General features: G+C 35.8%; 23 protein-coding genes and 2 pseudogenes. 3 read left to right on the top strand and 22 right to left on the bottom strand.

Annotated features, from left to right (window positions below; translation table 11 throughout):
* Positions 1 to 254: 254 nt before the first annotated feature.
* From BLR86_RS18805 to hflK, 21 genes and pseudogenes are all read right to left on the bottom strand, one after another.
* Complete coding sequence (locus BLR86_RS18805; protein ID WP_090765030.1) at positions 255 to 938, bottom strand: hypothetical protein; 684 nt, start codon at positions 936 to 938, stop codon at positions 255 to 257.
* Positions 939 to 954: 16 nt separating this feature from the next.
* Positions 955 to 2,034: an NAD-dependent epimerase/dehydratase family protein gene (locus tag BLR86_RS18800; protein ID WP_090765427.1), complete on the bottom strand. Its 1,080-nt coding sequence runs from the start codon at positions 2,032 to 2,034 to the stop codon at positions 955 to 957.
* 330 nt (positions 2,035 to 2,364) lie between these two features.
* Entirely contained in the window at positions 2,365 to 3,141 is a 777-nt protein-coding gene (locus BLR86_RS18795; RefSeq protein WP_090765027.1) for a class I SAM-dependent methyltransferase, read from the bottom strand.
* Positions 3,142 to 3,557: 416 nt separating this feature from the next.
* A complete protein-coding gene (locus tag BLR86_RS18790; protein WP_090765020.1) occupies positions 3,558 to 4,733 on the bottom strand; it encodes a GNAT family N-acetyltransferase in 1,176 nt (391 codons plus the stop codon).
* 54 nt (positions 4,734 to 4,787) lie between these two features.
* A complete protein-coding gene (locus BLR86_RS18785) occupies positions 4,788 to 5,321 on the bottom strand; it encodes a GNAT family N-acetyltransferase (RefSeq protein WP_090765017.1) in 534 nt (177 codons plus the stop codon).
* A 446-nt stretch (positions 5,322 to 5,767) separates the two neighbouring features.
* Positions 5,768 to 7,093, bottom strand: a complete 1,326-nt coding sequence (locus tag BLR86_RS18780; protein WP_090765014.1) for an RNA-guided endonuclease InsQ/TnpB family protein — start codon at positions 7,091 to 7,093, stop codon at positions 5,768 to 5,770.
* A 133-nt stretch (positions 7,094 to 7,226) separates the two neighbouring features.
* A complete protein-coding gene (locus BLR86_RS18775; RefSeq protein WP_090765011.1) occupies positions 7,227 to 8,252 on the bottom strand; it encodes a PTS sugar transporter subunit IIC in 1,026 nt (341 codons plus the stop codon).
* A gap of 647 nt (positions 8,253 to 8,899) precedes the next feature.
* A complete protein-coding gene (locus BLR86_RS18770; protein WP_090765008.1) occupies positions 8,900 to 9,619 on the bottom strand; it encodes a hypothetical protein in 720 nt (239 codons plus the stop codon).
* A complete protein-coding gene (locus tag BLR86_RS18765; RefSeq protein ID WP_090765005.1) occupies positions 9,616 to 10,491 on the bottom strand; it encodes an ATP-binding cassette domain-containing protein in 876 nt (291 codons plus the stop codon). The genes BLR86_RS18770 and BLR86_RS18765 overlap by 4 nt, the downstream gene beginning before the upstream one ends.
* Positions 10,488 to 10,856, bottom strand: a complete 369-nt coding sequence (locus BLR86_RS18760) for a GntR family transcriptional regulator (protein ID WP_090764999.1) — start codon at positions 10,854 to 10,856, stop codon at positions 10,488 to 10,490. Before BLR86_RS18760 ends, BLR86_RS18765 begins: the two co-directional genes overlap by 4 nt.
* Positions 10,857 to 11,628: 772 nt before the next feature.
* Positions 11,629 to 11,775, bottom strand: a pseudogene (locus BLR86_RS18755) (helix-turn-helix domain-containing protein); the annotation flags it as partial.
* 311 nt (positions 11,776 to 12,086) lie between these two features.
* Complete coding sequence (locus tag BLR86_RS18745) at positions 12,087 to 12,509, bottom strand: hypothetical protein (protein WP_175492961.1); 423 nt, start codon at positions 12,507 to 12,509, stop codon at positions 12,087 to 12,089.
* Complete coding sequence (locus BLR86_RS18740; RefSeq protein ID WP_090764989.1) at positions 12,490 to 12,963, bottom strand: MerR family transcriptional regulator; 474 nt, start codon at positions 12,961 to 12,963, stop codon at positions 12,490 to 12,492. The genes BLR86_RS18745 and BLR86_RS18740 overlap by 20 nt, the downstream gene beginning before the upstream one ends.
* Before the next feature lie 607 nt (positions 12,964 to 13,570).
* Positions 13,571 to 14,002 (bottom strand): DinB family protein, encoded by a 432-nt coding sequence (locus BLR86_RS18735; protein ID WP_254782373.1) that lies wholly within the window; start codon positions 14,000 to 14,002, stop codon positions 13,571 to 13,573.
* 459 nt (positions 14,003 to 14,461) lie between these two features.
* Positions 14,462 to 14,692, bottom strand: coding sequence for a hypothetical protein (locus BLR86_RS18730; RefSeq protein WP_090764983.1), 231 nt, complete (start codon positions 14,690 to 14,692; stop codon positions 14,462 to 14,464).
* A gap of 203 nt (positions 14,693 to 14,895) precedes the next feature.
* Positions 14,896 to 15,108: pseudogene (locus BLR86_RS18725) on the bottom strand (hypothetical protein); the annotation flags it as partial.
* 27 nt (positions 15,109 to 15,135) lie between these two features.
* Positions 15,136 to 15,561: a 3-hydroxyacyl-ACP dehydratase FabZ gene (fabZ, locus tag BLR86_RS18720; RefSeq protein ID WP_090764980.1), complete on the bottom strand. Its 426-nt coding sequence runs from the start codon at positions 15,559 to 15,561 to the stop codon at positions 15,136 to 15,138.
* Between the two features lie 54 nt (positions 15,562 to 15,615).
* Positions 15,616 to 16,302, bottom strand: a complete 687-nt coding sequence (locus BLR86_RS18715; RefSeq protein WP_090764976.1) for a hypothetical protein — start codon at positions 16,300 to 16,302, stop codon at positions 15,616 to 15,618.
* A 215-nt stretch (positions 16,303 to 16,517) separates the two neighbouring features.
* The gene (locus BLR86_RS18710) at positions 16,518 to 17,804 is read right to left on the bottom strand and encodes an NfeD family protein (RefSeq protein ID WP_254782380.1); all 1,287 of its coding nucleotides are present in this window, start codon (positions 17,802 to 17,804) and stop codon (positions 16,518 to 16,520) included.
* 189 nt (positions 17,805 to 17,993) lie between these two features.
* Complete coding sequence (hflC, locus tag BLR86_RS18705; RefSeq protein WP_090764970.1) at positions 17,994 to 18,920, bottom strand: protease modulator HflC; 927 nt, start codon at positions 18,918 to 18,920, stop codon at positions 17,994 to 17,996.
* Positions 18,913 to 19,878, bottom strand: coding sequence for an FtsH protease activity modulator HflK (hflK, locus tag BLR86_RS18700; RefSeq protein WP_090764967.1), 966 nt, complete (start codon positions 19,876 to 19,878; stop codon positions 18,913 to 18,915). The genes hflC and hflK overlap by 8 nt, the downstream gene beginning before the upstream one ends.
* 441 nt (positions 19,879 to 20,319) lie before the next feature.
* On the opposite strand from hflK, the gene BLR86_RS18695 reads away from it, so the two are divergent.
* The 3 genes from BLR86_RS18695 (at position 20,320) to BLR86_RS18685 (ending at position 22,444) form a co-directional block, all read left to right on the top strand.
* The gene (locus BLR86_RS18695; protein WP_090764964.1) at positions 20,320 to 21,009 is read left to right on the top strand and encodes a DUF421 domain-containing protein; all 690 of its coding nucleotides are present in this window, start codon (positions 20,320 to 20,322) and stop codon (positions 21,007 to 21,009) included.
* A gap of 173 nt (positions 21,010 to 21,182) precedes the next feature.
* Positions 21,183 to 21,599 carry an NAD(+)--rifampin ADP-ribosyltransferase gene (arr, locus tag BLR86_RS18690; RefSeq protein WP_090764960.1) on the top strand — a complete coding sequence of 139 codons (417 nt, stop codon included), beginning with the start codon at positions 21,183 to 21,185 and terminating at the stop codon, positions 21,597 to 21,599.
* A 365-nt stretch (positions 21,600 to 21,964) separates the two neighbouring features.
* A complete protein-coding gene (locus BLR86_RS18685) occupies positions 21,965 to 22,444 on the top strand; it encodes a VanZ family protein (protein ID WP_090764957.1) in 480 nt (159 codons plus the stop codon).
* A gap of 199 nt (positions 22,445 to 22,643) precedes the next feature.
* On the opposite strand, the gene BLR86_RS18680 is transcribed toward BLR86_RS18685, so the two are convergent.
* Complete coding sequence (locus BLR86_RS18680; RefSeq protein WP_368086801.1) at positions 22,644 to 23,696, bottom strand: MFS transporter; 1,053 nt, start codon at positions 23,694 to 23,696, stop codon at positions 22,644 to 22,646.
* Positions 23,697 to 24,125: the final 429 nt, after the last annotated feature.

Below are 24,125 nucleotides of genomic sequence, written 5' to 3'. Positions count from 1 at the left end.
AATAAATTTCAAACTTCTAATACGGAAATAAAAAATCATTCCCTGTTTTAATACAGTGGAATGATTTTTTGTAATTTTAAATTTCAATGACGGAGAAAAATGTTCATATAGGAAAGAGTCGAATCTTTAAGGATTCAACTCTATTAATCGAGAAACAATCGTAGGAGAAAAGTAGTAAGAATAGGATTTTTTCTTTTACGTGTAATTTCCATATCACTCAAGAACTGTCCCTTGTTCGGTAGGCTTGTGCACAATTATACCGATGTCCTTGCTAAATGTTTTTTACTAGTTGCCATTAAAACAGGAATGATAAAAAGAAGGAAAAGCATCCCAAGCATATAAATTGTATTCATAGGGCTTGCACCTGTTTTTATTGTTTGTTTCTGCTTCTTTTCAAATTCCTTTACTTCAGGTGCATTTCTCAACAAATCAGGATGGATAAATTTCTTTTCAGCTGTGTCATAATAGTAAAATGCATGTTTATTGAAGGTGAAAATAATGTCTCTAACCGTTTTATACTGGGCAGATATCATGATCACATTAACAGATTCCTTGTTGATCTTTTTTGTAATGTATTGTGATTTATTATCTTTCAATTCCTTTTCTTTTTCCGCTTTATAGCCTGCTGCATCCGAAATTACTTTATTTATCTCCTCTACTGATGAAGCGTTTTCCAACCCTGATAATAGGATTTCTCTTTGTTTCATGGCCACTGTTTCTTTAAAGTCTAATTCTTTCGTTTTATCTTCCTCTTCCGTTTCAATGATAATATCCATCTCCTGCTGCTTTAAAATGGAAATGGTATTTTCTTTGTAATAGTTAATATTTTCTTTATTTGCTTTTTCCAACTCGTCTGTCAAATCTATTGTATTGGCAGCAAACCCTTTCCATGGTAAAAAGAAAAGCAGAATCATAGATATAAAAATATTTTTTTTCATATTGGTCCTCCCTTTTTTATGCCTTGAAACGCCTTGGAGGCAAATGTTTGAAATTATGAAATTCATTCAAGTATAAACTTAATAAGTCTTTTTCTTTTTTCTCCCGCATTCCTGATTTCCAGTCTTCTTCAGATAATGTGCGCTGTTTTTCCCATTCATAAATTTCCGCAAGACTATCTCTTAGTGGTCTAAAGGTAAGTCCACTGTCAATTGCTTTTTTATTATTGATAGTAAATCCGCCTTTCCATGGCTTTTCCAACTCAGGCGACAAAGGGGATTCCTCAGGCAGCCAAAGCGGCATTTCAGTCCACGGTTCAACCTTTTGGTCGAGAAGGAATTTCTCATCCATCCAAACCAACTCTGCATTAGAGCCCGTAACTTGGATACAAGTATCAAGAAACTGCTTCATGGTCAGGGTAAAGTCTGGACCTGTCAAATTATATGTTCCGAAACCATTTTTCATAATCATTTTTAAAATCCAATTTGATAAATCCAAAGTATCAATCATCTGCACTGGTCGATTGGGATTCCCAGGGGCGAGAACTTTTCCACCATTAGCAATCCTATGTACCCAATAAGGGATTCGATCAATATAGTCATGCACTCCAATCAACTGACCTGCACGAACATTTAAAACTCGTCCAGACATATTCTTCTCTGCAATCTTTTCACATAACGCTTTAAAATGACCGTAATATTCATAGACTGGTCCATTTTTATCCTTTGAAAGCTCATAAGCTTCGTGTTCTGACATCTCGAGAACTGGATAATTCTCATCAATCTTTTCAGGAATCCAATCCTTATAAACGGAAATACTTGAAATAAAAGTATAATGATTTACACGATCTTTTAATAACTCTGTGGATTTCGCTACGGTAAAAGGAACAAATCCACTCGTATCTACTACAGCATCCCAATAACGCCCTTGCAGAGCGTGCAAGTCCCCAAAGCGATCACCCGTTAAGATTTCTACATCACGTAGACCATCATTTTGATTGCCTCGGTTAAAAATTGTGATTTCGTGGTTTTGTTTTTGGGCCGCTTCCACAAACGTTTTTCCTAAAAAACGACTTCCCCCAAGAACGAGTATTTTCATAAAATATCCCTCCATTTGTCCTTCTATATTCGTTGTCGTTTCATAACCGTAGCCTTCCCAACTCAACCATTTCCATAATATTAGCAGTAGTACTTGATTATTCTCCTTTTTCAAAAGCTGCCTGATCTGTGCTGTTTCTTTACCAACATTCAATGCCCAGCCACACCCTTTCCCTTCAACAATAAAAATAAACCAATATAGGCAAAAAAAAAATATACAGATTTGTATATTTTTAAATGACAGCTGAATGGTTTAAATTTTGTTTTAAGATATAGTGTTACTTGTTAAAATTCCAAAATATCTATTTCACAAACTTAATCAAGCAACAAACTATTTCACTGCCTTCCAAATTGTCCACCTATCCCTTTCCACTATGTTTTCATCAGCTGTTATTGACTCATCAATATGTTTTATTAATAAGTTCAATTCTTTATCGTCTAATTCATGTAAAATACTTCTTCCGGTTCTTTCACGTAAGTCACATAGCAATTGTTCTTTTTGACCATACACTTTTCTTGTTTCCCATAACGTAACTTCTACAATGTCTCGAAAACCAGCTTCCTTTAAAGTTTCAATCACAAATTGGCTATTGTGTCTGCGATTGCTTTCCTTTTCAACTAATCTTGGAAAGAGTTCAAAGAAAAATCCTCTAATATGGTTTTCATTACCTTCTAATAAACAATCTTCAGGAGTACGATCTTGAACAATATAAAATCCGTCATCCTTCAATACTCTATTTGCTTCTGTAAAACAGGCTTGCAGATTCTCAATATGATGGATTAATGCTCTTTGAAGCAATAAATCAAAACTATTACTTTCTAAGCAAGTATCCAACGCGTCACCATGCTTGAATGAAATGTTTTTATATTCTTTACAGTTTTCTTTTGCACCTTCTAATATAGCTTCGGAAAAATCGACACCAATAACTGTATCAATTCCCATGTCTGATAATGCCTTTGAATAAATACCTCCACCACATCCAATATCTGTAGCCTTAGAAATATTTTCAATAGGTACAAGTTCTTTTATTGCTTTAACCCATGATTTGTCAGCGTTTCGAGTTGAATAAGTAATGCGATTTTTCGAGCTATGAAAATCCATCCCCAATGTATATCCTTCCTTCCTGACTTAAAATTGATATTACTTTTCACTTGTGGAATATTTATCCAATTATAATGATAAGAAAATTTCAATAATATTACAATTGATAAATCATACGAAACTATCCTTTTGTTGGTTCATCTAATAAATATGGCATAACCTAGTGATTTATTTTTCTAGTGACTCCCTGCAGATGTTGGGTCCAAACTTTTTTCAAAGGTATTCAATGAAGGCATAAGCATCAGGAGGAAAATCATGATAGATACACAAATTAAAAAATCAAAAACAGTGAATTCCTCAACAACGCTTTAAAAATATACAAACAAAACTTAAAAATATTCCAATTAAATTTCAGTTTTTTTCTATAAAAATAATGCACCTGTCACTTTTCGAAAAACTAGAAGTGACTGGTGCATTTTTCCTTAAAAGAAATCAAAAAAAGATGATTTCAGGGTTGGAACGATTTTTTCAAAAAGTTCTATTTCAGACTCGCTGCCCTTCAAGTATCCCATTTCAAAAAGCTCCATCGGTCTTTTGTAACCAAACAGAATCGCTGAAAGGGAATTAATGTTTAAGTGAATCCCCTTTTTCGGAGGATGGGCACATTGGCCACCCGTTTTTTCTTTAAACACCTTGATTTCTCCCTTTCCAAGCAAATAGCTTCCATTATTCCACGGTGCATGTAAATCTTCAAGATGCAGGAATAGTGGATCATTTTCGGGTAATAACGGAAATCTCCGCAAACATTCTTCAGCATCTACTACCCTCGCCATAAAATATGGGTACAGCTCTGTTTTCACCTTTGGATGTTGCAAAAAATATGGAAAAGGATCTTGAACTGCGAGATCCATCGTCACGGTTTCAACCATGGAGTCATGTTGGCAGATAAAGTTCCATAATCCGATCCTTGCTTCTTGGTCAAGAGCAACCAGCTCTTGAACCTCCATTTTACTTTCCTTTATTTCATATAGTATGTAGCCCTTAGGTTCGTGATTGGAATGGAAATAGACAGCTAGCTGCGAATCTTCACCATATACCCTATTTTGCCACCAATCTGTATCACGTTTTAACATTCCTGTATAATGCGAACAAAATTGTGCATAGACGTTTTCTATTTCTTCAATATGTGTTTCTTTTGAATACCTTCGAATAAAACCGGGCTGCTCGTCGAGAAACGTGAGGTCAGCTTTATTAATTGTTATTTTTTTCTTTTCTGATAATATTTCCCAGCCGAATTTCCGATAAAAAGGGATATTGAATGGATGTAAGAGGGAAACGATTTGACCGTTATTTCTCATGTACTTTAAAGAATCGATCATCAGTGTTTTAACATAACCGTTGCGTCTATATTCCGGATAAGTAGCGACTCCTGCGATCCCCCCCATTTTCCATTCTGCATCCTTCATAAAAATGGTAAATGGGATAATATGAAGTTTGGCTGCTAGAATGTCATCATCCCAAATCCCTAGAATAGTATGGTTTTTCACTTTTTCTAATCTAGCTTGAACATCAGACTCCGGTACCTTATATTGAAACGCATACATTGATAGTTGAAGTGATTTTAGTTGCTCATCTTCCGTGAGTTCTCTAACCAACATTTGGCGGAATCCCCCTTTTACAAACTCTTTGATAAAAAATTTCTCACCTACCTTTTATTCAGAAAACGCGCTTGAATAATGAACTACACCTTGAACATCTATAAGAGCATTCTCCGTTAATTCCAGTGCCATAAATACTTCATTTGGCACCTCGAATGGTGCTTTGATCCCCCAAAGGCTGGCTGGCTTGAAGCCAAACCTCGGATAATAGTCTTTATGACCTAGAACAATAACCGAGTGAAAACCAATCTCTTTTGCTTTTTTTAACGCAGAATAAATTAATTGTCTGCCGATGCCCTTTTTCTGCTGCTCAGGTACAACGGAAACAGGGGCAAGAGCTAAAGAATCAAAAGCGTTATCACCATCCACAATTTTAATTTTCGATAAAAGGACATGACCCACCATCTCATTGTCTTGATTTAGTGCGACGAATGAAAGTTCAGGAATAAAGCTTTCAGATTTTCTAATCCGATTTACTAGAATATGTTCTTTCTTGTCGCTATATTCTTCATGTAAAAAGGCTCGTTTTACCACTTTTTCTGTCGTTTTATAGTCATCCGGTATTTCTTGTTTGATAAAGATATCCATTAATAGTCTCCAATCGAAAGTAAATATGATATCAGTACTTCATTTATACATGATATCGTCACTTCCTGTTAATTATTTCACTCTAATTCATGTATTATTGTTTAAAAATTGATTTAGTTAGATTTTATGATATTTCGAAATTAAGGTACTTCCAGAGAGTTTGAAAAAAGGTTTGATGAACAAGAATGAAAGAAGAAAAGGGAATGGATGCAATTATTTTTAGAAGATTAGTATTTTTTAATAGTTATCAAAGAAATAGTTTAAACTGCTGATGCTGAGGAACTTTTTACAACCATTTCTCTAATATATCCTCTAAGGTTACATCTTCAGGTAATCCCTTGATGAATTTTATGAGTATCCCCATAGCTGAAGCTAGGGGTTTCGAAAGAATAGTCTAAAAAAGCACCATTGTCTTTACGTGGGCTACCACAAGTCCCGCTAGTACATCAGGCCGAAGCCTTCAGCTTTGCATGGCTATTTTTCATGATGATGATTTTCTGTGGAGCTTGAAGGAATTGCTTTCTTTCCAGTCCTTCAAAGGCATCCTTAACATGTTTACGTACAATATTAAAGGCGCCATTTACATCTGCATGGATTAGAATCTTTGAGCCCTTCAATTTGTAAAAAGCTCTAGAGCTTCGATACCCACTAAAAATGGTTTGATGTTCTTCTCCGAATGTCGGGATAGGGTCATGATTCAAGAAACTAGACTTGGAAGTATAGCTTTCTTCCCGATCTATGACTTGAACACCTTTTCGCTCGGCTTTGTATCGAATCATTTCAATGAAAGTCATATACGGAATTTGGATGAAGGTTTGCTTATTTGCCTTTTGCATATCAACCTCCAATTTCCATCCAACATTCCTGCCAATGATAATGGTATCGATGTTTCTTTCTAATGCAATGTCCACCACATTAGCGCTGGCTTTATGCAAAAAGTCCATGACTCGATTGTTTCTTTTTCGATCCAATGAAATCATTCGGTTCGTGGTAAATATCCCTTCTTTTGGACCTTTGCCATTTCGTATGATGCTCATGTACTTTCCCTTTAATTTGTTATAGTATTGATTGATCGATTTTAACCATGTGCCCTTGATAAGCAGAGGCTTTTGCCCCGTGTTATCAACAATAGTTGCTAGGTTATCAACGCCTAAATCAATACCCATTACTCGTTTAGGTTCAACTACCAATTCATTCATTTGCTTGTCAGAACGTTGGATTTCCTTGTTTTCTTTACCTTTAAATACGACTTCTACTACATAGCGACCATAGGACGGGACAATTCGAACCTGTTGCAGTTTCCCTTCGGATTGAGCTACCTTTCCCAGGTTTAGCTGTAGATGAGTTCCAGGTAATTTAAGAACATTTCCTTCTTTAATCGTTGTTATTTGATTGGTTAAATAACACGTGGTTCTTCCATTCTTCTGTTTGTATTTTGGAATTTTTGGCTTACCGGAAAAGCTGGCAGGATTGATTTTATATTTCTTAGAGGCTTCGAAGAAACTTTTCCAGTCATCATACACTTTTTTCATCGTTTGTTGATTGGACTGCGAGGGCATAGAAGTGTAATCTACTTGTTTCATCACTTTAAATAGAGCTTCTACAAAGCCATATCCAATAAATGATTTCTCAAGATGGGGCATTTCAAATAGCTTTAACATTGGATCGGTTATTTTGCCATTTTTGTCTACTTTCGTAGGTTTCATTTTCGCTTTTTCATGGCTTTTCTGGCGAATCTCATTCATTTTAGGTAAATGTGTTTCAATATCCATTAGAACCTGAAGTTGATTTTCATTTCTCGTTTCTTTTTTTAGCGCCGTGTAAACCTGTCTAATATAGTAATATGTTAATAAGGCAAAAAAAACTGGGTAGAATAAGGAATCTTCCTTTTCACCCAGTTTTATTTTATTGCAATTCCATTTTTAAGTCAGCTGCTTTTGTCCAGCCAATTACTTTTAAACCATGATAAATAGCCAGAGTTATGATAATTGGAAGAATGATTCCAACAGCGATGTAAATGGATAAAACAATAGCACCCTGTTCAGCTAAAATATTGATAGGTGCAATTAATGAATTAAGACCAAGGCCTGCTAATTTATAAGGAACTTGAAAATCAAAAATCAATGTTGCAATTGGAGCACAAATGACCGCAGCGATAAACGGCGGAATGGCAAGCCGTGGATTTTTGACTAAGTTCGGAAATTGTACCTTAGGAGTAATTAAGGATTGTGCAATGTTCGCCCCAGCATCATTTTGTTTAAATGACATTGCGGTAAATCCAGCAAATTGGACTGTACAACCAATTAAAGCAGCAGCACTTGATACGGGATCAAGCTGTAATGCAATCGCAATGGCGGCAGAAGATGCTGGCGACATTAGAAAAATACTCCAAACAAGAGCTATGACCATCGGTCCAATAATTGGAGAACCAGCAACAGATACAGCGATTTGTGCGCTTAGCCATTCTAGTAACGGAGTGGTAATCATTGATAAAAATACACCAGCGATACCTCCTACAAGAATAGCAGCAAAAGGGATTGCCATCATATCAAGTTTCGTTTTTCCTGCAACACGCTTACCTACCCACGTAGCAACAACTGCCGCCATAACTGCACTTAATGGTTGTCCTGTTACTAATGTAACACCATTTTCAGTCATCTGAACAGCACTTGCTCCTACGGTAGCACAAGCCATTGCACTGAAAATGACTAGTGTATTACCTCCAAGCTGGTACGCAATGCCTGCTCCAAGAGCTGGAGCTAACATGAGCTGTGCCGAAAGTCCGATTATCGTAAAGCCATCCCAACCAGTAAAAGTTCCAAGTGACCCCATTAGGAGACCAATTCCAAGTGTAACTAAAACGGCATTGGCAAGTCCTTGTGAAGCTTTATACATTCGGTCAATCAAATATTTTTTTGTTGCTTGTTTCATTGTGTAATCCTCCTGAGGTGATAATTCCTAAATTTCAATTAAATCTAAGTAAAGAAAGGTTCTTCAGCAAATGAGTTTTAATCATCGTATTTTTACCTGATTATTAATTATCATTTGAATATGAATCTTTGCATCATTACTGTTGTATTTGAATCTAGAATTGTCCTTCTCGATTAATTGCTATAATAGTATAATTATTTTCAGATAGAGTCAACAATTACATCTATTCAGAATCTTTAAAAACGCTTTCATTTAAAGTATTTAAAGGATAATTAATTTCATCCGTATTTAGGGAAGAACAGCAGTTATATTATGTAATTATAATTTTTCGTTTTTATCATGGTAGGTAATAAATAGTCTGATTACGGCCATAGAATGTACCACTTCCGCCATGTTTTTCACCAGCGATTGTCACAAGATTTACCACTTGTTGCCAATGCATTTACCAATGGAGTAAGTTCAAGAAAAATGGATTTACAACGTTAAGAATTTTAAGAGATAAAAAAAGTCTAATTCCTCTACATTTTTACCGTGGAATTAGACTATTGGTCTTCAACAATCGCGCCCGATTGTGGAACATGCAATCTATTAAATACCTATGATGGAAAAAAGCTGTTTTAATTTGATTACTCTTGTAAGTCTTTTTTCTAATCCTTTTTCGACTTAGCCGTTAACGGTGCATTTCGCATGATGGGATATGTGATGAACAATGCAATCAGACTAATAGTAATCACAAAAGAAAATATCACCATGTCATGAAAGTTCTGAGTCACTAACCATTCCCATAATGAAAAATCGGCCAAACCACTGTAGTTTAATAGCGTACCGATGATCACTAACACCATCAACCAGATCACACTTTTCTTGAATCCAAGTCTATAATATATCGTAAAAAACAGAAAAGCGAAGGAGAAGGTAAAAACACCTAACATAAAATCTATTAAATAATAGGATAGGAAGGTATACTCTTGATTAAAAAAGGTTGCTGGATGCAATATATTAGCCGCTACGTCCCAGCGTTCATAAAGTGTTAAGAGCACCCATTGAAAGACGTTTAAAATAAAAGTGATAACCAGAACACTTGCTAAACCCACCACATAAAAGGTTTTTAACAAATTAACCCTTGTACTTCCCATTCCTATTGCTACTGGGAATATAGTTTTGAATCCACTAATTGCAAACATAGGAATAAAAAAATAGGTTGGTCCTGAGATGGCGGCTACAACTTCTTCTCCCAAGGTGAAGAAATATCCAATGAATAGCCATAACAAAAGTAAAGGGATTGTCAAATATAGGAAAATAAACTTCCCTAACAAAAATAGTGCCCCTTCATAAACCATCCTAAATGTCCCACTGTTCAAGTTCATATGTTCACCTCATTTCGTTCTTCCGTTCTATTTAATAAATAATCATGTAGGGAGGCTGGTTCAATTGATAAGCCATGGGTCTGAGCAAAATGCTTCCATTCGTTCGTATAAGGTTCATCGAGCATGACTTTCATTTTCGTACCCATTTCTTGTTGCTCCAACACAGTGTGCGACTGGATGATATTTAAAAAAGAAGTCTTCTCTCCACTTAACCAAATGCCTTTTTCCCGCATCGTTTCCATTGTTTCATGGAGAAATACTCTACCATCATGAATCACTACCAACGCTTCACATAGAGTTTGAATTTCTTCGATATGATGGGAGGATAAAAGAATGAGCCTCGGGTTTTCTTCATAACTTTCCAATAATACTTTGTAAAATTTCTTTCGCATACCTATATCTAAACCATTGGTCGGTTCGTCAAGTATTGTTATATCAGCATTACTGGCAATACCGATAATAAATTGCAGTGCTGATTTCATACCTTTAGAGAGCCTGCTCACATATTTGTTTTCATCTAAATTAAAAACAGTTAAAAGCTCTTCAGCAAAATTCATATCAAAATTTGGATTGTAATAATCGCCAAAGCGTAACGCATCTTTTACCTTCCAAATCTTACTGAATGGATGCTCTTCTTGCATATAACATAAATGATTATTTGTTCGATCATGGTTATAAGGATTAAATCCCTGTATGTTTATCTCCCCTTGATTAGGTTTAAAATGACCGGCTAACAACTTCATAAAGGTTGTTTTCCCAGTTCCGTTTCGCCCCCAAAGTCCAACGATGATTTTCTCGCTCTCTGACAAATTAAAGTCATGCAATATTCTGTTTGAATCATAACTAAAGTGAACCTGATTGATTTCTATCATGATTGATCCTCCTTTTTAATTAATTGGATAATCTTTTGGACATCCATCCCTATACGGGCCCCTTCTTCTAATAAAGGGGTTATATAATTCTGACGATATTGTTTCTGCCGTTCATCTATTATTTTTTGATAAGCTCCTTCACTCACAAACATTCCGATACCTCTTTGTTTATAAATAAAAACATCATCAACTAAAGTTTGAAGCCCTTTTCTTACGGTTGCACGATTAATATTGTAAAAGCGAGACAATTCATTCTCAGAGGGCAATTGTTCTCCTTCTTTTAAATGCCCTTCCACGATTTCATCTAATATGATTTGTGCAATTTGTAGAAAAATTGGTTGATTTTCATCTAAGGATGGCTTCAACGCTTCACCTCCGAATCCATATATATGTTTACTTGAACACTCGACTATACAACAGTACAATATTTTAGTTTTGTTGTAAAGTTATTTTCGAATTTTCTGTCAGTTCCGGTTTTCATCATTTGTCTTCCTAATTTATAGCCGGATCATTTCGCTCCCGCAATAGGGGCAAGTAATGACATCCTGTTCGTTCAGATTAGATAATCTTCTTTCATCGGTTAAATTGGTTAAATGCAGCCGCCTTCTCAAAAGAGAAGGCGACCAAATCTTTTGTGCGTGATTTTATGTATTACCTTTTCTTTATTCTTCGTCTAATCCTTCCTTTCCTAAGATATAATCAGCTGCATCCTGTGCTTGCGCACCTGCCTAAACAACAATTCAGCTATCATCCTCCATTTCGAATCCATGAATGACTATAGCTTGCGCTGTTTTCAATAGTGGTATTATCAATACTTACCAGCAACACCGCAAAGCATCGCCGCTCCCATTTCTGCATCCCAGCTCTTCTTTTCTGTTGTCAAGTGTTTTCTACGATTTGCAAACTAAAGAGACAATTTGCGCAAGTGTTGCTTTGGAATAATGGTTGATCAAATTGATAGAGGAAAATTCCATTTAAGTCTAATTGTTTAGGGGGATCATCAAGAAAAATAGGGGGATTTCAGCATTGAGAGGTTATTGGGTACAACATATCTGAGTAGTTATTACGGGAATCATTAAAAGTGCCGTGTTATGCAAACTCTTACTCCAGATAATGGCCCTTTAATGGTATAAGGAATTATTCTTTGTTCCCTTCCGACGGCTTTCTGTATAATGAGGTCCTCGACAAATTTGTAATTTCACAAACTTGAATTACAGTCATACCTCCCTCTTTATAGAGCTGTACTGTATAATTCATTCCTGCGTTATTTTTTATGAAATTTCTTTAACCGGCAGTCACTTTAGGAGGTGATTTGTGCTTATATTAAGTGCTATTTAGCACACCTAACTTTTGTATTTTTGGAGCAATGATTGATCAAATTAATACTAATCTTGATAAACGAACAAAAAGAAAGAGTGTGTTTTTAAAAAAGATTGATCAAAACACACTCTTAATATATTCAATTGAATTATTCTACGATAAAAGTAGGATCATAAAGTTGTTTTATCAAGAATGACCAGAGATTGCTTACTATATAGCTTTGAGCGATTCTGAGGAGTTGGAAGACAATTCGGACATCTCTGCTAATGTAGCTGCTAACCACTGGACTGTTTTTTCTTTATAGTTGTGCCCAGTATGATCAAGGCGACATAGATTACGATGGCAATCGAATCTATAAAAGTATTCGTAAGAGCAGAAACGTCAAACATAGCAGTTACACCAAGAATCACAATCAGTCGGACGATCAGGATCGCAGCAATCATCCATGCGGCAAACAGGGTCTTCGATTGCTCACTTTGGAATGACATGAAAATGAATGCGATGCCGAAGACCAGATTTTCCGCCGTTATAATGTGCCAAACATACGTAAATACCGTCTGGGTATCCTTGGACATCGCCCTAATGTCGAGCATCGGCAACACAGCAGATTGCCCGTTCCATGCATGCGTGACGGCTAAAAGTATCGCAAGAACTCCTGCAATCAGATAATAAAAATTTCTAACCTTGATGTTGATCACAACCCTCCTCGGAAATTTCCAGTTCATCCTTTCGGATATCCTTGTAAAGCTCGCGGACGAATTCTGCCAATCGTTGGTCGCTTTCGTTATTAAAGTCCCTTAACGTATCGGCTGCTATGTTGAGCAGCTGACAGACCTTTTCCAGATGGGTAATCTTCTTGCGCATTTCTACGTTCTTAGCATCGAGGAACGCAGCAACTTCTTCGCAGTAAGTGGAGTCGATATTTTTCATCTTGTGGAAACCTAATTTCCCCTTGATTTCGTCAAGAGAAAAGTCCGCATACCGCATGATCTGAATATTCATCAAGTCTATTAGGTCGTCCCTCGAATATTTGCGGTACCGATTGTGTTCCCGGGACGGCGCGACGATCCCGATCCGGTCATAATAACGAAGTGTATCCTTGGACATCCCCAGTATCTGCGAAACCTCTTGTATAGAATAAAGTTTTTCCATGAATTCAGAATATCATGTGAGTTGACTCCAATGTCAAGTCGCTTTTTGACTTTTTTATCGATATGTGTACTCAAAACGTGCGGATGATGTGAAAAAAGTGGTTTTATATACAGCTTATTAAAATAAATGGCCTATTTGCGGAAGACTGATCTTATTGAAAATCATCAAATTTGAATAACAACTTTAACATTTTTATTTCTCAAAACTATGTTTTTTATCTTTTATCACCAGACGGTTTGAAGTGGTAAATAGTTTGTCATTCTTTGGTACACTTTTTGTCATTCAGTGGTAATAAATATGTCAAGAATGATACATTTCATTGGCTGTAATCAGTGCTAGTATGAATCCTTGAAAATTGGTTAATGTTGATCCGGCTAGAGGAAACATATAGTGAGCAATTTGAAAATTACCATACTGGAGCCAATAGAAAGAGCCAGGACTTGGAATAGTAAGCCTGGCACTCTAAAACGATTTTTTCAATTTCAGGTTAGTTCTTGGACATTCATCCTAACAACACTCGAAAAACCAAGAATAATTCTTTTTTAATTCTTCAAATGGATTAACACTTAACATGGTAGATTATCTACTTCATCAAAGCTTCACTATCTCATCTTCTAAAAGTAATAAAATCAACATTAATAGGTTCAAGGTCTGCTGCTCTTAGTAGTTGGTTAATCTGGCCTCGATGGTACTGACCATGAAGAGCAACATGGGTTAAGATATCTCTTAGTGAATGGTGAAACTTTGTTCCTTTACTATTATTATATGTGACAAGTTGATCAAGCTCCAAATTGGATAAATTTGAAAGTAATTCCGTATAGTTATGATGATTTTGATTAACCAGTTCTATACACGATTCTAAACTAACCTCTGCCCAGATTGGTAAATGTGCACTATCTTTTCCTATTAATCTTGTAAACCAAACATTTTCTGCATGTAGAATATGTGAGAAGAGATTATTTGCCTGCTTATTCTCCTCTTCACCGTTTTGTAAGGTTTCAAGAATTCGTAAATTCGCCCAATGTAAATGGTTAAACATATTGTGGATTGTTTCCAAGCAAAGCCCCCCATTATCCTTTGTTTTATATATAGTTAATTATGTACTCACTTATAAGAAAAAGCGATCCTGTTTGTTTAAGTTAGCGTGTTCTCTTTTGAGGTGCAAATATAAATTAGGCCCTTCAAATAACATAAATATTCGTAATCAAAATAACAGATCAATTTGAACTTGAATTCGTTTCTGCTATTTTAATTTGCCTAAATCAAAGTAGCATTCGGACAGCTTCCGCTGATTTCATGTTCCTCTTGTCCGAATCAGGGGGTTATTCGGACAGCTTTATCTGATTTCATTCTCCTCTTGTCCGAATCAGGGGGTTATTCGGACAGCTTCATCTAATCTCATGCTCCTCATTTCCGAATCATGGGGTTTATCTAACAACCCAACAGAAATAGCAGATTGATAATTTCTATTCTCAACCTGCTATTTGAAATTTTTACATTACTCTTTTAATGCCTTACTTGCCATTTCAATCAATTCAATGGATTTCTTTTCATTCATGGCTTCTGCAATGGTCCTTAATGACCGTTCAAAATACTCAGCTTTTTCGGCTTGTTCAATGAACCATTTTAACTCTTCTACTTGGAAATGGAATTGTGGAATTAAATCATGTCTACCCTTATAGTCCAGTTCTACAAAAGCCTTTAGTTGGTTAAACCTTAACTTTTCCAAATTTCATTTCCTCCCTATCCCACAAGTAGGAACTTGTTTTACAATATGACTAAATTATATTCATCCGTATCAGGTTTCATACCAAGGCATCTGGCACCTAGTGGAAAAGCAATCTTATAGCAAAAACTTGTAGGTGAGAAAAAAATGCTGCAGCCAATAGAGACTGCAGCATTTTTAACTCAATTATTAATTTTCTCAATTCCTTAAACCATTGTTTTGACTATCCCGACTACTTTACTTTGAGGAATAGTTGGATCATGTTGGACAACGAATGCTTTTGTAAATCGATCCAAATACGTATTTTCATGTGACTTTGGAGTAAGAATAATAAGCTTTCGTTTTAGTTCGCTCACATATAAATCAAACACTTTTACCTTCCGTTGTTCATCTAGTGCACTATCGAACTCATCTAAGATTTACTTTTTTGAAAACCAATCAGTATATTAATCACCTAATGCAAATATCAGTTCTGCCTCGCAAACTACTTCTCCATCAACAGTAGCGATACCTTTTCCTTTTCCGATACGACCTTTTAAACGGGTGATTTCAACCTCGAGACGGAGTATGTCTCCTGGTCTTACTTGTTGTTTGAAACGACATTTATCTATACCTGCTAAAAGCCCTAATCGTCCTTTGTTTCCTTCTTTCGTTAGCATTACCAAGGCACTTACTTGAGCTAATGTCTCTACAATTAATACCCCTGGCATAACTGGATAATCAGGAAAGTGCCCATTAATAAAACCATCAATTCCTGTCACATTTTTAATTCCAACTGCTCTTTTCCCCACTTCTAATTCCAAAATTCTATCTACTAAAAGAAATGGATAGCGATGTCTAATTACATCTTTAATTTTTTGAGTATCAATCAATAGTAAACCTCCTTTGTGTCATTATGATCTAAGAAATAGAGGGATTATACATCATTATTCCAACAGCCTTCTTCTAAAAACCATCCCGACCAAAACAGAAGCTGTAGTAATGAAAACTGTCATTAACAGCGGATAAATAGCCAGATAGATCATTATTTCAAAAACCACCGAGACAGTCCCTAAAATACAGGTAATACCGTTTAAAATTAACACCCACTTGATCAGGTTCCCCTTCTTTTCTTTTAAAAAGATAGGGGCTATGAAGAAAGAGGACAGCCCTAGGAACAATGTCCAACCAAGTAAATTAAGTGAATAAAATGCGGAAGTGGGATTCCATTGAACAAATTGTTCCAATCCTTCTAATTGACCGTTTAATATGTTGAGTCTAACCGCAGTAAATTGGACAAAGTAATTCATACTTGAAAAAGTCGCAAAAATAATTCCGAAACAAATTGAGATTCTCGTTAATATCTTAGTAGCGTTAGATGCATATTCGTGTACACAGCAAAGCATAACGATAAAAAGAGGCGCTGATATAAAAGCCATTGTTTGGCAGAGGCTGTAAAAATTAATATATGACTGACTAAAAGTGGCAATTGTTTCGCTAACTCCACGCCATTGCGGAATGGGAAATGCAAGAAGTAATGCTACCATTCCAATTGCATAACCTACACCTGATAATGCAAATAAAATAGATGACCAAAAACCTATTTTGAACGTCAATTGATTGTGTGAGTTCATTAAAGGCACCTCAAATTTATTTTATTAATAAAGCTCGCTGGTTTATCAGATATTTACACACTACTACACAATGTAAAAATCCCCTGTTTGGTCAGCCCTCATTTTCATATTTTTTATAATAAGAAGTATTCAAAATATGGTAATTTACACTAATTATTTATTCACGTTGGGAGGGCATTTAGTGCTTCATTGAAAGAATCAACATCGGTCCCTTCCTATCTTTCCTCCTTCTCCAAAGTTGGTATTTCTCTAACAATAATTCGGGCCCCTTCTGCCCTCACTACTTTTACTTTGGATCCTTTGCCAATAAATTCACCTTCACTTACAGCGTCTAGCCTTTCGTCTTCAATGAGTATGGTACCAGATGGACGCAGCATGGTTAACGTATGCCCAACCAGTCCGATTAATTCTAAGCGGCTTTTATTAGCGATATAACCGCTTTCTATATTCGTGGAATCGGTTAAAATGAGTTTTTTAACCAGTTGCAGTTTTTTACCAAAAACCTTGATCAATACAATGGATATCAAGATGGAAACGACAATAGCTATAAGCAGGGATATTCCCATATGAACTGGATTATCTGCTGCCAAGAATAAACTTGCAATAATTGCCACAAAACCGAGGAACCCTGCAATACTACCCGATATAAAAAGCTCTACTAATATAAGGGCGATCCCGATAATAAATAGAACAAGAGTTTCATATCCCGTAAGTCCCGCGACGAGATGTCCATAAAAAAACAGCAGCAATGCCGAAATTCCGGTAAACCCGAACACACCGAAACCTGGCGAGAATAATTCCAATACGAGACCAACGATGCCAATCGTTAGTAAAATCGAATAAACAAATGGATTCGTGATAAAGCGGGCCATTTTTTCAGCCATGCTTAGTTCAAGTGGTCGTACATCCGCTTCGGTATATCCGAGTGTTTCAAGCAGCTCATCAAGATTGTTAACAATTCCTTCAGCGTATTTAACCTCTACAGCCTGTTCGGAGGTTAATGTTAATAATTTCCCTTTTTCGGCTCCGTACTCTGGTAAATTAACATTTTCATCGGCCATTGCCAGTGCATAAATGGGATCCCGGTCCGCATGCATTGCCGCGTTTTTCATTTCGGCAAACCAATAGGATTCCGCTTTCTTTCCAGCTGTATTGCCGTTCTGATCAATGATAGCAGCCGCACCCATCGTCGCTCCTTTCACCATGTAGATTTCATCCATATTTAATGAAATATAGGCACCAGCCGATAACGCTCGGTTATTAATAAAAGCTACTGTCTTGACCTTCGTGGAAGTAAGCAGTTTGCCAATATCTGCAGCAGCATCAACTACTCCTCCAGGGGTATTAATTTCAAAGATAATGACGTCGGCATTTTCATTCTCAGCGGTTTCAACGGCTCTTGTCAAAAAGGCGTACAATCCCTTTTCAACTGTTTTTTCAATCGGTACAACATAGACAACTTCCCCTTTCGCAGAACTGTCCACTGGGAGCAGCATAAGCATAAAGGCAAATATCAATGAAAAACAAGCAACAATCCGTATTCGATTCACTCCTTCTCGCTCCCTTCTTGTAGTGTCCATACTATTAACGATTACCCCAAAAGCTCCTTTTCTTACTATACAGGACATGCCCTGCTATATAGAAGCAACTAGCAGGGCATGACCATTTATTTATATTCCTGGTTTAAATGATTAATCTGTATATCCCATCAATAAACGTGCATAAGGAGAATCGGAAGGAAGGACGATAACCGTCTCATCATTAATCGTCTTTTTATAAGATTCTAACGTACGGAACATGGAATAAAAGGCTGGATCTCTTGAGAAAGCTTGATTATAGATTTTGGCTGCTTCAGCTTCCCCGTCAGCACGAATGGATTCTGCTTCAGCTTTTGCTTTTGCTAGCAATTCCTTCACTTCGCGATCCGTATCAGCCTCAATTCGATTCTTTTCTGCATCACCCATTGACAAATATTCCTGTGCTTTCGATTCTCGTTCAGAAATCATTCTCGTGAATACGGACTGTTCATTCTCCGCAGGAAGATCCGTCCGCTTCATCCTTACGTCCGTAACGACAATCCCATAATTATCTTTTCCGAGAAGATCATTCACCTTTTCAGTAATTCGATCATTTAAAGAACCACGTGAAGATTTTTCATCATTAATAATTTCATCATAGTTTAACTGCCCAAGCTCTGAACGAACAACGGAGTAAATAAATTCTTCCATGCGGGATTCCGCTTTTTCAACGGTTCTAGCATTGCTGATCATCTTTTTCGGATCTTCAATTCTCCAAATTGCATAGTTATCAATGAGCATCCGTTTCTTATCCTTGGTGTTAATCTCAGCTTCGGTAACATCATATGTCATTTGATATTTTGGTAGAGTCGTGACACTTTGTATGAACGGAACTTTATAGGTTAAACCTGGAGTTTTCACTATCCGAACCACTTCACCAAACTGCCGAATCACTTTATATTCGCCTTCTTTAACCACAATGAGGTTGAAAAGGATTACTCCTAAGAGGACAAGTATGATGACGAAAAAGATGCCTATTTTTGTATATTTTCGCCAGTTGAATCCCCGACCGTCAAAATTAACTACATTATCATTACTCATTTTTTTCACTTCCTTCCGCTTTTGTCTTAGGTTGTTCGGTTTCCAAAGGTCGGATTGGGAAATATTTTAACGTATTTCCATCATCGTTCATAATATAAATTTCAGCATTGGGAAGAACCTGTTCAAGCGTTTCCAAAATAAGCCGCTGACGTGTAATGTCAGGATTCGTACGATATTCATCATACAGCTTATTGAATACGGCAATATCCCCTCTTGCGGTTTCAATTCTTGCTGCTTTATCACCTAGGGCTGTTGAATTGATGGCTGCCACTTCCCCCTTGGCTTCATTGGTCCGTTTGTTTCGATATTTCCCTGCTTCATTAATCTTTGTATTCATCGTTTCACGAGCATCTGTTACATTTGTAAATGCTTTTCTTACCTCGACATTTGGCAATTCCACATCCTGTAGCTTGACAGCAAGGATCGAAATCCCGATGTCGTATTTTTCTACTAACGTGGATAACAAATCCCGGACCTCCGCTTCGATTTCAGCTTTTCCAGAGGTTAAAGCGTCATCAATTTTCGAACTACCGATAATACTTCGTAACGATGCAGATGTAGAATTAAACAATATTTCTTCTGGCTTCTCAGCATTAAATAAATATTTGGCTGGGTCGGTTATTTTCCATTGGACCACTAAGTCAGCTAAAACGATATTTTCATCACCCGTAATCATTTTCGTTTCATTTGGAAACTCTTTTACTTCTCCATCTTTCTCTTCATAACCGAATTGCAGACTAAAGGTTTCTTTCGATAACGTTTCCACGGATTGAATTGGCCAAGGAAGCTTAAAGTGTAACCCAGGTTCGGTTATCCCTTCTTCAACATGACCAAAGGTAATGATAACGGCTTGCTCACTTTCATCGACCGTATACCAAGTAGTGAACCCGACAATACCGACGATTGCTACTAAAAAAACAAGACCAACGATTGTATATATTCTTTTTAAATTAACCATTCCGTCCCCCTCTTTCTATAAGGCTATAGTTTTATTACGGCTAAATTATAAAAAAGTTTCAATATTTAATAAATAGTAAAATTTCCTTTGCTATATTCCTATTTAATTATTTTTATAGTTAGCCTTTCTCCATTAGGTGATATGTGCAATGACGAAACTAAAATTGGTTTCAATCAATAACATCCATGCGCCCTTGATAAGCAGGAGCTTTTGCCCCGTATTATCGACGATAGTTGCCAGGTTATCAACATCTAAATCAATACCCACTACTCATTTTGGCTCAAATACCAATTCATTAATTTGTTTTTCAGACCGCTGGATTTCCCCATTCAAAGACGGTTTCATTTCTTTTTCCATTTTTAATTACGGAATAAAGGGCTTGCAGTTAGAACATACTATCACAATCGAACGGTCGGGATTTTTTGTAAGGGAGAAATAGCGATGTCAGGATCTGTTGAAATCATCATTCGAACCTTAACTGCTTTTATTTTTTTATGGGTATTTGTCCAGCTACTCGGTAAACAGACGATTGCCCAGAGGACTTATCACCTTTATATCGCTTCCATTACGATGGGGACTATTGCAGGAAATCTAGCATTCAATATCAAAATTAAATTCCTGTATTTTATCATTGCAATGATTATTATGGGTACCATCGTTTTTATGTTGAATCTTGTTGCGGTTCGAAATCCGCGCTTCGGGAAATGGATCGCTGGAGAACCTGCTACCTTAATTCAAGAAGGACAAATTCTCGAAGAGTCAATGAAGCGCATGGGGTACTCACTAGATTCTCTTAAACAAGCTTTGCGAGGCAAAGATATCTTCAACATAGAAGAAGTCGAGTGTGCCATTTTAGAAATAAACGGCTCCCTCTCGGTATTAAAAAAAAACCAATACCAAAATACCACCAAACAGGATTTACCTTTACTACCCTCAGCAGGAACTGGACCGATAGAGCTTGTCTATGATGGGAAGGTCTTATACGAAAACTTATCCAAACACACCTACGATGAAGAATGGTTAATGGCTGAACTCAAAAAAAGAAACCTTGCTGTTTTTGACATCTCGTATGCTGTCATCGGGACAAAAGGAAATTTGTCTATTGATTTATTCAGGGATCAATTAAGTTAATAATTCCTTTACATTTCAGCAGTTGCTCTGTTAGAACCTTCTTGAACTCTGGCTCTCCTATGAAACAATTACTAAACATACACATCAGGTGAAGTTACTTATAGACTACTCTTTCTGAAATTAACATACTATACTGTTAGATATAAATCTAAAAATATCAGGGGTGTATCAGTATGAATGACAAAAAAGATGTCTTAGATAATGGTCCCTTTTTTCATGGTACTAAAGCAGAACTAAAAATTGGGGATTTATTAGAACCACAATACTTATCAAACTACCAAGATAAAAAATCTAACTATATATATTTTACTGCAACATTGAATGCTGCTAAATGGGGTGCTGAATTAGCAAAATCTAAATCAAAAGAAAGAATTTATATTGTAGAACCATTAGGTGATTTTGAAAATGATCCGAACTTAACTGACAAAAGATTTCCTGGAAACCCAACACGTTCTTATCGGTCTAAATCTCCTTTGAAAATAATTGCCGAATTAAGTTCATGGGAAAGACATTCCGACGAAGAAATAAATCATATGCTTACATCTTTAAAAAAGTTAAGTGAACAAGGAAAAAATGTAATATACGATTAATCCACAAAATCGGGCTTTGGTAACGGGTTAGAATACGGAATGGAATCAATCTCATGTCAGAGGTGCAAACATAGTAAACCACATAGGAAAACGCACTGGAATTCACAGTATAATTCACGGTGCGTTTTTTATTGATTCATCAACATTTTGGCGAATTTCAGTCGCTCATTTCGTCCTAATTCACATAGTAAAACACAAGAATTAAAATAATTATTGGAGGGCGTGTGAATTCTTTGTGATTTCGTGAGTGAATTGTGGTGCAATCACGAAGGTTATGGGATATTTATATTAAATGATAGTGTAGATAAAGGAAAGTTTGTGAAAAGATGTTTTTACTCTACGAAGAAAGACAGGTTGAGGAGTAAATGAAAAAAATAATAAAAGTGATTTTTGGTATCAGTTTTCTGTTTTATTTATTAGCATTGGTAATGCTGTTGTTTGTGGGAGTTATGTTTGTAGGAATTAGAGGTTATCTATGGACAGACTTATCGTTGATAGAATATATAAAGAGTTCTTCAAATTTTGTTCCATTTAAAACAATCAGTACATATATTCAGGCGATATTTGATGGCAGTATGAATATTAGTATTCCTATCAAAAACCTTGTTGGTAATTTATTTATGTTTGTGCCAATGGGTATTTTTCTTCCATTTTTCATTGTTAAAATAAATAAAGTCAGCATATTTACTATTTCAATGATTATATTGTTATTCTTTATAGAAGTTATACAATTAGTTACAAGAAGGGGTAGTTTTGATATAGATGATTTCATTCTTAATACGCTTGGTGCTTTGATAGGTCTTGGGATTTGGAAATCGAACTTCGTTCAGAAATTACTTAAATAATATTTATTTCTTCTTGTTAAACTATCGGTGCTAATACAAAAAAGGCTTAAAGTTGAAAATAACTCTAAACCTTTTTTTGTATTATCTTATTTCACTAAAGCACCCTATAGTTTAAGTAGAAAACTTCACAATCTATATAATTCCATTTTTTACAAAAAAGAGAGGATTTTGTAGTTAACTAAATCCTTCCTTCATAATTTTATTGTTTCATAACATTTCTAACAAACAATTGCTTATTTTTATAAACAATTGTGCTTACTATTGCAAGAAATAGCCCTGAAATAACGAATACAATTCTAATCCCTAACAAATCTGCTAATAGTCCCATAAAAAGAGAACCAACACCAAAGATTCCCGTCCCAATAGCTCCTAATGAGGTATAAACAGTTGCCAACTGTTCTTTTGATACACTGGTTTGTATAACTGTTTGTTGCGGAATATTTTTTATTTGTCCGAAAAGTCCTACACAAAGAGACAAAAGTAAAGCTACGATAGGAATACTATTCAGACTAAACAATATTGAAACAAGACAACCTCCAAAAGAGCCAAGAAAAATAAAGGTACCTAATTTTTTTTCAATAAAAGAGGAATATTTAATACAATAAATGCTTCCTAAGATCAAGCCCAAAAAGAAAGCACCATTAATAAATCCCCACCAAATTTCATCAAGTATTAAAGCATCGCTGACAAAGACCAATAAAATAGCTGCAATCCATACCGTCCCTGCAATGGTTTCGAAAAAGTCTATCCAAGCAATCCTTCTCAATACAGGGGTGTTAGATAAAGTTTCACACCCTTCTTTAATCTGTTCTAGCTTGCCTTTTGACTCAGTTGTTTGATGTCTTACATTTTCTAAAAGACATAACAAGATACTTGATACAACAAACAAACATCCAACTAACCAAATAAGTTGTTGCGAACTTAGAATAATTAAAAACAAACTACCCACGAACCACATTACTGCTTGAATAATTTGTGTAACCGTTTCAGCAATACCATTAGCTTGAATTAAATGTTCAGGCCTAACATAGTACGGAATCAATGTCTGTCTTATTGGAGTTGCACAACCATCAAGAAAGCCAATCAATCCTATAAATAAAAAGATTAAAAAATAGTTAGAAGTCGTTACATCAATTAACATAAACCCTAGCATAATAAGCAAAATAGTTTTTCCAATTTGTGAACCAGCCATTAACCATTTTAGATTTACTCTTCCAATTAAGAGAGGTGTTAACATGCTAGCAATAAACATATCACACTAATAACGCTTACCATATATAGTACATCGCCTATATTAGCAAGAGACTGACCGAACAATAATAAAGAAAAATTTCTATTCAATTTCATAATAAATCCCCCTAATATTTCAAATTGAATTTTGATTTATTAGGGATATATCAAATTGGACTGTTCATTTAAAACTTTACTCCTTTCATAAATCGGATAAATCTGGGGGATGTAGATTTATCATAAGTTTTCATCACGTAACTACTTATATGAATTTTAGCACAATTAAAACACCTGAATAACTTAATTTCAAAATTAGCCTTGACCAATTATAAACTCTTCTACTGTAACTAACCTGCTCGTTAGTGCAACTAGAGTAAAAGATACCTTTTAACAAATCCAACAAATAAGAGTGCCAGCCACTATTAACGAAATTAGTTCAGAAATCTTTATA

The sequence above is a fragment of the Bacillus sp. OK048 genome (assembly GCF_900103525.1).
In the GTDB taxonomy this organism is placed as follows: domain Bacteria; phylum Bacillota; class Bacilli; order Bacillales; family Cytobacillaceae; genus Neobacillus.
Note: the sequence above shows the minus strand (reverse complement) of the source record. Positions and strands in the feature narration are given on the sequence as shown.